General features: G+C 38.4%; 7 protein-coding genes and 1 pseudogene. 7 read left to right on the top strand and 1 reads right to left on the bottom strand.

Annotation, left to right across the window (positions count from 1 at the left end):
* Positions 1-107: 107 nt before the first annotated feature.
* The 3 genes from recA to JCM1039_RS02315 all read left to right on the top strand — a co-directional run bounded on the left by recA (position 108) and on the right by JCM1039_RS02315 (position 4,221).
* Positions 108-1,202, top strand: coding sequence for a recombinase RecA (recA, locus tag JCM1039_RS02325; RefSeq protein WP_025014495.1), 1,095 nt, complete (start codon positions 108-110; stop codon positions 1,200-1,202).
* Between the two features lie 116 nt (positions 1,203-1,318).
* The gene (gene rny, locus JCM1039_RS02320; protein ID WP_025014494.1) at positions 1,319-2,950 is read left to right on the top strand and encodes a ribonuclease Y; all 1,632 of its coding nucleotides are present in this window, start codon (positions 1,319-1,321) and stop codon (positions 2,948-2,950) included.
* Between the two features lie 104 nt (positions 2,951-3,054).
* Complete coding sequence (locus JCM1039_RS02315) at positions 3,055-4,221, top strand: glycosyltransferase family 4 protein (protein WP_025014493.1); 1,167 nt, start codon at positions 3,055-3,057, stop codon at positions 4,219-4,221.
* 19 nt (positions 4,222-4,240) lie between these two features.
* Here JCM1039_RS02315 and JCM1039_RS10335 read toward each other — a convergent pair.
* Positions 4,241-4,901, bottom strand: a pseudogene (locus JCM1039_RS10335) (YigZ family protein).
* A 46-nt stretch (positions 4,902-4,947) separates the two neighbouring features.
* On the opposite strand from JCM1039_RS10335, the gene JCM1039_RS02305 reads away from it, so the two are divergent.
* From JCM1039_RS02305 to secA, 4 genes are all read left to right on the top strand, one after another.
* Positions 4,948-6,234 carry an ATP-dependent helicase ComFA gene (locus JCM1039_RS02305; protein ID WP_025014492.1) on the top strand — a complete coding sequence of 429 codons (1,287 nt, stop codon included), beginning with the start codon at positions 4,948-4,950 and terminating at the stop codon, positions 6,232-6,234.
* On the top strand, positions 6,231-6,926 hold the full coding sequence (locus JCM1039_RS02300) for a ComF family protein (protein ID WP_025014491.1): 696 nt from the start codon (positions 6,231-6,233) through the stop codon (positions 6,924-6,926). Before JCM1039_RS02305 ends, JCM1039_RS02300 begins: the two co-directional genes overlap by 4 nt.
* A gap of 80 nt (positions 6,927-7,006) precedes the next feature.
* Entirely contained in the window at positions 7,007-7,552 is a 546-nt protein-coding gene (gene hpf, locus JCM1039_RS02295; protein WP_025005160.1) for a ribosome hibernation-promoting factor, HPF/YfiA family, read from the top strand.
* A gap of 141 nt (positions 7,553-7,693) precedes the next feature.
* A complete protein-coding gene (gene secA / locus JCM1039_RS02290) occupies positions 7,694-10,093 on the top strand; it encodes a preprotein translocase subunit SecA (protein ID WP_025014490.1) in 2,400 nt (799 codons plus the stop codon).
* The last annotated feature ends 32 nt before the right edge of the window (positions 10,094-10,125 follow it).

Below are 10,125 nucleotides of genomic sequence, written 5' to 3'. Positions count from 1 at the left end.
ACATAAAAAGTGTAGGGAAAATGATTTGAACATTCGTTTGCATTTTGCTTGCAAATTGGTTGTTGAACAAAGTATAATTATTAAGTACGAAAATTTAGGAGGTAGCAATGGCCAAAGATGAAAAGCAAGCTGCATTAGACGCAGCTCTTAAGAAAATTGAAAAGAACTTTGGAAAAGGTGCCGTTATGCGTATGGGTGAAAAAGCAGATACGCAAATTTCAACAGTGCCAACCGGTTCACTTGCCTTAGATGCCGCTATTGGTGTTGGCGGTTATCCTCGTGGCAGAATTATCGAAATTTATGGTCCAGAATCATCTGGTAAGACTACTGTAGCCCTTCATGCAGTTGCTGAAGTGCAAAAACGTGGCGGAACAGCTGCTTATATCGATGCCGAAAACGCAATGGATCCGGCTTACGCAGAAGCTTTGGGCGTGGACATTGATTCATTGATTCTTTCACAACCTAATACTGGTGAAGAAGGTTTGCAAATTGCCGATACCTTGATTTCCAGTGGTGCGATTGACATTGTGGTAGTTGACTCTGTAGCTGCCTTAGTACCACGTGCCGAAATTGAAGGTGAGATGGGGGATGCTCACGTCGGCTTGCAAGCTCGTTTGATGAGTCAAGCTTTGCGTAAATTATCAGGTACCATTTCTAAGACTAAGACAATTGCGATCTTTATTAACCAGATCCGTGAAAAAGTTGGTGTCATGTTTGGTAACCCTGAAACCACACCAGGTGGTCGAGCACTTAAGTTCTACTCAACTATTCGTCTTGAAGTAAGAAGAGCAGAACAAATTAAGCAATCAGGTGATGTTCTTGGTAACCGCGTTAAGATTAAGGTTGTTAAGAACAAGGTTGCTCCACCATTCAAGGTTGCCGAAGTTGATATCATGTATGGCAAGGGTATTTCACAAAGTGGTGAATTGCTTGATATGGCTGCCGACAAGGATATTATTGATAAGGCTGGTTCATGGTACTCATACAAGAATGACCGGATTGGCCAAGGGCGTGAGAATGCCAAGAAGTATCTTGAAGATCACCCAGATATTTATCAAGATATTCAAGAACAGGTTCGTAAGGCTTATGGAATTGACGAAAAGTCAATTGCTGATCGCGAGAATCCTGAAAAGATCAAGGAAAAGCGTGAAGAAGCACCACAAGAAGAATCTGATACCAAAGATGCTGAAAAAACTAAATAATATTAGTCTTTACCTTGGAATTTATTCCAAGGTTTTTTTATCATGATTGACATGGACTCATAGGTTCTTTATCATAAAAGTTGTGTGAATAATTCTAAAAAAAGGCGATAGTAATCATGAATACAATAATTATGATTCCCGTCGCAACTGCCATTGTTTCACTTTTGGTGGGTACAGGCATTGGTTATGCAATTCGTAAGCATTCTTGGGAACAAAAGGCCCAGAATGCGCAAAATGATGCAGACCATATTTTGGCTGATGCTAAAGCACAGGTAGCTGCCGCTGAAGCAGAAGTTAACGCACAAAAGCAAGCAGCAGAAGCTGTTAAGCAAAGTGCTGAAAATACTAAGAAAGAAAAGATTCTTGAAGCTCAAGAACAAATTCGTGATTTTAGGCAAAAAACCGAAGATGAGTTAAATGTCAAAAAGGACAACTTAGCTCGGGAAAAGAACCGTTTACAACAACGTGAAGATACCTTAGATCATAAGACTTCTTTGTTAGATGAAAGAGAAACTGAACTCACGCAAAAAGAAGATCAATTAAAGCAGCAAGATGCTAGCTTACAGGCGAAGTTAACTGAGGCTGATGAATTAGTTGAAACCAGACGGCAAAAACTTTATGACGTAGCTAAATTAGACAGGGAACAAGCTAAAAAGATTGTTCTTGATCAATTATCTGATGAATTAGTTAAAGAACGGGCTGAAATGATCAGAAACAGCAATGAAGAAGTTAAAGCTAAAGCTGATCATTTTGCCAATCAAGTCATTGTTGATGCCATTCAAAGCAGTGCAGCAGATACTGTAGCCGAGACTACCGTATCTGTTGTTGACTTGCCAAATGAAGAAATGAAGGGACGGATTATTGGTCGTGAAGGTCGCAACATCCGTTCATTTGAGGCTTTAACTGGAATCGATCTAATTATCGATGACACACCAAAAGTTGTCACACTGAGTGGTTTCGATCCTATTAGACGTGAAATTGCCAAGAGAGCAATGGAACGATTAATCAAGGATGGTCGAATTCACCCAGCTCGCATTGAGGAAATGGTTGATAAGGCCAGAAAAGAAGTAAACGACGATATTTACGAAGCTGGTGAAAGTGCCTTGATGGAATTAGGTATCCATCGAATGAACCCTGAGTTGGTTAAGACACTTGGTCGCTTGAAGTATCGTACTTCATATGGACAAAATGTTTTGTCTCACTCAATTGAAGTCGGCAAGCTAGCAGGTACTATGGCTGCGGAACTTGGTTTAGATGAAAAACTAGCGGTTCGCGCGGGATTATTACACGATATTGGTAAAGCCATCGATCATGATATCGAAGGTTCCCACGTAGAAATTGGGGTTGAATTAACCAGAAAATATCATGAACCCGATGTTGTAGTTAACGCGATTGCTGCTCACCACGGTGATGTGCCTAAGTTATCGTTTATTGCTGAACTTGTTGTTGCAGCAGATACGATTTCTTCAGCTCGTCCAGGTGCAAGAAGCGAGAGTTTGGAAAATTACATTAGACGTTTGACTGAACTAGAAAAAATTGCTAAGAGCTATCAAGGCGTTAAGCAAGCTTATGCTATTCAAGCAGGGCGTGAAGTTCGAGTTATGGTTGAGCCTGATGAAATTTCAGATGATCGAACAGTAATTTTGGCACGTGATATACGTAATCAAGTAGAAAAGGAACTGGATTATCCAGGAAATATCAAGATTACCGTTATCCGTGAAAAACGTGTTGTAGCAATTGCTAAATAAAGAAAAAGGTTTGGAATTCAAAGTTCCAAACCTTTTTTCGCTATTTGTACAAAAGCGTGTCTACTTGTATAATTAGAACAAGTATATAAGGAAAGTAGCCACATATGTTTAAAATTATTGTTGAATTATTCTTATTAGTAATTATTTCAGCGGCAATTACGCCTTTCATCAGACGTCTGGCCTTTGTACTAGGTGCCGTTGATAATCCTAATGCTCGTCGTGTTAATAAGAAGCCAATGCCAACTATCGGGGGACTAGGTATTTTTGTTACTTTTAACATTGGCGCTTTTGTGCTTTTACGAGAGCAGTTCCCTACTCATGAAATTTTCTCGATTCTGCTAGCTTCTAGTGTGATTGTGCTTACAGGATTGATTGATGATATTTTGGAATTGAAGCCCAGACAAAAAATGTTTGGTATTTTTATTGCCGCGCTAATTATCTATTTCTTAGCGGGTATTAGAATGAACGTGTTAAAGCTTCCTTTCATTACACATGAAGTCAATCTAGGTTGGTGGAGTTTCCCAATTACCATCTTTTGGGTATTGGCATTAACTAATGCAGTCAACTTAATTGATGGGCTGGACGGTTTAGCTGATGGGGTTTCAATGATTTCCTTAACTACCATGGGAATTGTTGGATATTTCTTTTTGCATACACACCAACTTTATGTGCCTATCGCATGTTTTATGCTGGCAGCTTGTTTATTAGGTTTTCTGCCTTATAACTTTCATCCGGCTAAGATCTTTTTAGGTGATACTGGTGCGCTTTATATTGGTTTTATGATTGCCGTTTTGTCATTAAAGGGGTTAAAGAATGTAACCTTTATTTCATTGCTGGTTCCAATCATTATTTTGGGTGTACCAATTACCGATACGGTTTATGCAATGATCAGACGTAAGCTTAATAAAAAGCCAATTTCTGAAGCTGATAAACATCACCTGCACCACCAATTAATGCGGATGGGATTGACTCATAGACAAACTGTCTTAACTATCTATGCGTTGTCATTAGTATTTTCATTTATTTCATTGTTGTTCTTGCTTTCACCAGCATGGGGCACTTGGCTTTTGATTATTGGATTGCTGTTTGCGCTTGAATATTTCGTGGAATCAATTGGTTTATTGGGAGAGAAATATCATCCTTTGATGCATGTAATTCAAAGCATTATTAATCAAAAGAAGAGAACAGATCCTACTGTTGAAGTTTGGCACTTAGGAGATGAAAAGCCTGATCAGCTGAAGAGTAAAAATGATCAAAGTAAGAAGGATTAGCATTATCGCTAATCCTTTTTTATTGCTCGTGGAAATTATTGTCTTTGACGGGGATTTCGTTGTAACGTTTTTGTCCCTTTGTAAATTCGACTTGACCAGATAACAAATTGGTCAGGTCGTTTTTGGTTTTTTCTTGATCATCATCGTCTAAGAAAATATGAATTTTCACATCTACACCATATTCAGTGTTGGCAATGAAAACATCAGTTGTCTTTAAGTAGTGGTCAATTTCGTCAAAACGGTTATAAGGAACACTGAAGATTAATTCTTGTTGCAAGACGCGTTTGATTACGCCAACTTTTTCTACGGCATTGGTTACGCTGTTAGAATATGCCCGAATTAAACCACCGGCTCCTAATTTGATACCACCAAAATATCTGGTAACGACAACAGTCACGTTCTTTAACTTCATCAATTGCAATGCCTTTAATTCAGGAACACCTGCAGTACCAGAAGCTCGCCATTATCACTTTCTTTGACCTGGTCATCGTTTAAGCCGATCGTATAAGCAAAAGTATTGTGGTTAGCATCGCGGTATTTTTTAGAAATTTCTTGAATAAAGGCGTTAGCTCTTCAACGGAATTAGTTCTGGCAATGCTGGCAATAAATCTGCTCTTTTTGATAATTAATTCACCACTACCATTTTCTTTAATAGTTAAAAAATTTTCTTTTTCTGACAAAAAAATCGCCTCTTTTTGCGTAATAAATAATAGAGGGGTGAAAACAATGGAAGATTCAACTCTATTATTTGGTCGTCAATGGGTTGTTAGTCAAAAGGATTCTAGCATACTTAAGCTTTCTAGCAAAATTCCAGCGATTGAAAATAAAAAATGTAATCGTTGTGGCACGAAGGTTGAATACAGATTGCCAAGTGGTAAATTTTATTGTCGCGGCTGTATTGGTATTGGTCGAATCGTTGAAGGTGATTTTTTAGTAAGACAAAATGAAAATTATGAATATCCTGCAAAAATAAATGGCGGCATGACATGGAATGGAAAATTAACATCGCTACAGCAGAAGATTTCTGATGAATTGGTGAGTAATTTTAAGCAGAAAAAACATAGTTTGGTTCATGCGGTAACTGGGGCTGGTAAAACCGAGATGCTTTTTCAATTGATTGCAGAATGTATGAAAAGCGGCAAAAGAGCCTGTATTGCCACGCCAAGAATTGATGTGGTAAATGAACTTTTCCCTCGTTTTGAGGCGGCTTTTGCGGAAATTGAAATTGGCAAATATCATGGTCGAGAATTCAAGGAACCAGGGTTAGAGCAATTGACTATTTGTACCACACACCAATTGATGAAGTTTTATCAGGCTTTTGATTTATTGGTAATTGATGAGGTTGACTCATTTCCATATGTGGGCAATCCCCAATTACACTTTGCAGCTAAGGTAGCTGTGAAGAAGAATGGTGTCAGAGTTTATTTAAGTGCTACGCCAACGGCAGATTTATTGGAAGAAGCAAAGCAAGGAAAGATTCAGATTTTAAAATTAAATCGTCGTTTCCATGGTGGACTTTTACCTGTACCGAGTGAAAAATTATTTATTAAACCATTTTTGGATAAAAAAAAGCAGATTCATCCAAAATTATTAAATGAGATTAAAAAGGTAATCAAAAGTGGACATCCATTATTGGTATTTGTCCCAAGAATTGAGGAAATACCGGTTTATTTGCAAATCTTGCAAAAGAAATTACAAGATGAACAAATCAAAATTGCTGGCGTTCATGCGCAAGATCCTAAACGACTGGAAAAAGTACAGGCATTTCGTGAGAAAAAGATAGATTTGCTTTTAACAACAACTATTTTGGAACGCGGGGTAACTTTTAAGCATGTTTGGGTAATCATCATTGCCGCAGATGATCCGATTTATACAGCTGCCAGTTTGGTTCAAATTGCAGGACGAGTAGGTAGAGCAAAGGATGATCCAAGTGGCTTGGTGCTTTACTGTTACCATCGTTACACTAAAAATATTCGTAGCAGCATCAAACAAATTAAGGAGATGAATAAATGAAAAAATGTCTGCTTTGTGAACAAGGCTTTACTCCTGTCATTTCTTTTGCGGAGATTTTTTCATTAAAGAAATATCGCGAGCTAAAAATATGCCGGCATTGTCAAAAGCAGTTTCAACGTTTGACTGGCAAGCAATGTGCAATTTGTTCGAGAATGCTGGATAAAGGAATTATTTGTAACGATTGCGAGCGGTGGAAAAGAATTTATCAAGGGGATGTTTTGCGCAATCATGCACTATATCGCTATGATTCGACCTTTCATGATTTGATGGTTTCTTATAAAAGACGCGGTGATTATGCTATGCGTGAGATTTTACAGGAATTGTGCTACGAATATTTGGTAAAAAATAAATATGATTATTACGTGCCAGTTCCAACGTCACCAGAACACCAGCAAAGACGACAATTCGATACAATTTCTGCAATTTACGGTGATATTTTGCCGCTTACAACGGTTTTAATTAAAAAGGAAGGTAGTCATGCACAGGGCGAGAAAAACAAAGAAGAAAGGCTAAAAACGCCGCAGAGCTTTTTAGTTGATAAAACTATAAATATAAGAGAGAATAAACAAACGGGAAAAGTATTAATTCTGGATGATATTTATACTACGGGACGAACACTTTATTACGCACGGGACTGCTTAAAAGAAGTTTTTCCGGGGATGCAAATTGAAAGCTTTTCAATTTGTCGATAGATTTGTTATGAAACGCTTTCATTTTTTGTTATAATGTAAGTGTAAAGAAAAACCGCATAGCGGTGAAAGGAGAATCTTATATGTTAAAGTACAATGTTCGTGGAGAAAATATCGAAGTAACTGATGCTTTAAGAAGCTATGTTGAAAAACGTTTAAACAAGTTGGAAAAATACTTTGAATTGAATCAAGATGTGATCGCACACGTAAACTTAAGAGTTTACCGTGACCGCTCTGCTAAGGTCGAAGTCACTATTCCTTTACCATACTTGGTTTTGAGAGCTGAAGAGACCACGGATGATATGTATCGTAGCATTGACTTCGTTTCAGAGAAACTTGAACGTCAAATCAGAAAGTACAAGACTCGTGTAAACAGAAAGAGTCGTGAAAAAGGTTTACAAGATTTCTTCGTGGAACAACCACAAGAAGAAGAAAAGAAGCCTAGTGAATTCGATATCGTTCGTAACAAGCGCGTAAGTTTAAAGCCGATGGATCCAGAAGAAGCAATTTTGCAAATGGATATGTTGGAACACGACTTCTTCGTATTTGAAGATGCTGAAACCAACGGCACTAGCGTTGTTTACCGTAGAAACGATGGTCGTTACGGCTTAATTGAAACTAACGAATAATTGGGTTAAAATACTCGTTAATTAAAAACCTCGCGTTTGTTTGAGCGTGGGGTTTTTTGTTTAGAATATTTTTATTTTGCTGATAAACATGTTAAAATTATTCTGTATTTTTAGACTTTACGACATATAAGGACCGATTTAATGGTAAATATTTTAAAGAAACTATATAACGACGATAAAAGAGAACTTAAGAAATTTGAAAAAATCGCAGCTAAGGTAGAAGCTCATGCAGATGAAATGAGCAAGCTATCTGATGAACAATTGCAAGCAAAGACACCAGAGTTTCGTGACCGTTTAAAGAAGGGCGAAAGTTTGGATGATCTTTTACCAGAAGCATTCGCAGTTGCTCGTGAAGGTGCTAAGCGTGTATTAGGACTTTACCCATTCCACGTACAAATTTTGGGTGGTATTGCACTTCACTACGGTAACATTGCCGAAATGATGACTGGTGAAGGTAAGACTTTGACAGCAACCATGCCAGTATACTTGAACGCACTTGAAGGTAAGGGTGTACACGTTGTTACTGTTAACGAATACCTTTCAAGTCGTGACGAAGAAGAAATGGGTCAACTTTACAAGTGGCTTGGCTTAACTGTTGGTTTGAACTTGAACTCAATGTCACCAGACGAAAAGCGTGCAGCTTACAACTGTGATGTTACTTACTCAACTAACTCAGAACTTGGCTTTGACTATTTGCGTGACAACATGGTTGTTTACAAGGAACAAATGGTACAACGTCCATTGAACTACGCTATCATCGACGAAGTTGACTCTATCTTAATCGATGAAGCTAGAACTCCTTTGATTATTTCTGGTGAAGCTGAACAAGCAAACAGTGATTACATCCGTGCTGACCGCTTTGTTAAGACTTTGACTGAAGACAAGAGCGATGATGATGCCGACGATGATGAAGATCACGGCGATTACAAGATTGACTGGCCAACTAAGACTATTTCACTTACCAGAACTGGTATTGAAAAGGCTTGTCAACACTTTGGTCTGAAGAACTTGTACGATGTTGAAAACCAAAAGTTGGTTCACCACATTGACCAAGCTCTTCGTGCCAACTACATCATGCTTAAGGATATCGACTACGTTGTTCAAGATGGCGAAGTTTTGATCGTTGACTCATTCACTGGTCGTGTAATGGAAGGCCGTCGTTACTCAGATGGTTTGCACCAAGCTATTGAAGCTAAGGAAGGCGTTAAGATTCAAGAAGAATCAAGAACGCAAGCTACTATTACCTACCAGAACTTCTTCAGAATGTACAAGAAGTTGTCAGGTATGACTGGTACTGCTAAGACTGAAGAGGAAGAATTCCGTGAGATCTACAACATGCAGGTAATCACGATTCCTACTAACCGTCCAATTGCCAGAAAAGACATGCCAGACATTTTGTATCCAACTTTGGACTCTAAGTTCCACGCTGTAGTTGAAGAAATTAAGAAGCGTCACGCTAAGGGTCAACCTGTTTTGGTTGGTACTGTTGCCATTGAAAGTTCAGAACGTTTGAGTAAGATGCTTGATAAAGCAGGTATTCCTCACGCAGTTTTGAACGCTAAGAACCACGCTAAGGAAGCTCAAATCATCATGAACGCTGGTCAACGTGGTGCCGTAACTATCGCTACTAACATGGCCGGTCGTGGTACTGATATTAAGCTTGGGCCTGGTGTTAAGGAACTTGGAGGTTTAGCAGTTATTGGTACTGAACGTCACGAATCACGTCGTATTGATAACCAGCTTCGTGGTCGTTCTGGTCGTCAAGGTGACCCAGGTTACACTAGATTCTACTTATCACTTGAAGATGACTTGATGAAGCGTTTCGGTGGAGACCGTGTTAAGGACTTCTTGGACCGTTTGTCAGATAATGATGAAGATAAGGTAATTGAAAGTCGTTTGATTACTCGTCAAGTTGAATCTGCTCAAAAACGTGTTGAAGGTAACAACTACGATACTCGTAAGCAAACTTTGCAATACGATGATGTTATGCGTATTCAACGTGAAATCATTTACGGCGAAAGAATGCAAGTTATTGAGGCCGACAAGTCATTGAAGAACGTTTTGATTCCAATGATTCACCGTACTATCAACAGCCAAGTTGATATGTTTACTCAAGGTGACAGAAGTCAATGGCGTTTGGATTCATTGCGCGACTTTATTTCTTCAAGTTTGACTTCTGAAGAAGAAACCAATTCAATCGACTTCAAGACTATTAGTGTTGAAGATTTGAAGAAGAAACTTTATGACATCGTTGAAAAGAACTTTGAAGACAAGGAAAAGGCCTTGGGTGATCCAAGTCAAATGCTTGAATTTGAAAAGGTTGTTATCTTGCGTGTTGTAGACGATCGTTGGACTGATCATATCGATGCAATGGATCAATTGCGTCAATCAATCGGGTTACGTGGTTATGGACAACTTAACCCATTGGTTGAATATCAAGATTCTGGTTACAGAATGTTTGAAGAAATGATTTCAAATATTGAATTTGATGTAACTCGTTTGTTCATGAAGGCTGAAATTAGACAAAATCTTAGTCGTTAATAAAGAAAAAGGGGAGTTAACAGCTTCCCTTT

This window comes from Lactobacillus kitasatonis DSM 16761 = JCM 1039 (assembly GCF_000615285.1).
Classification (GTDB): domain Bacteria; phylum Bacillota; class Bacilli; order Lactobacillales; family Lactobacillaceae; genus Lactobacillus; species Lactobacillus kitasatonis.
This window is presented reverse-complemented; position numbering and strand designations above follow the sequence as displayed.

Coding starts and splice junctions, on each gene's coding strand:
- JCM1039_RS02315 (WP_025014493.1), top strand. CDS start 3,055: ATGTTTAAAATTATTGTTGAATTATTCTTATTAGTAATTATTTCAGCG.
- secA (WP_025014490.1), top strand. CDS start 7,694: ATGGTAAATATTTTAAAGAAACTATATAACGACGATAAAAGAGAACTT.
- recA (WP_025014495.1), top strand. CDS start 108: ATGGCCAAAGATGAAAAGCAAGCTGCATTAGACGCAGCTCTTAAGAAA.
- hpf (WP_025005160.1), top strand. CDS start 7,007: ATGTTAAAGTACAATGTTCGTGGAGAAAATATCGAAGTAACTGATGCT.
- rny (WP_025014494.1), top strand. CDS start 1,319: ATGAATACAATAATTATGATTCCCGTCGCAACTGCCATTGTTTCACTT.
- JCM1039_RS02305 (WP_025014492.1), top strand. CDS start 4,948: ATGGAAGATTCAACTCTATTATTTGGTCGTCAATGGGTTGTTAGTCAA.
- JCM1039_RS02300 (WP_025014491.1), top strand. CDS start 6,231: ATGAAAAAATGTCTGCTTTGTGAACAAGGCTTTACTCCTGTCATTTCT.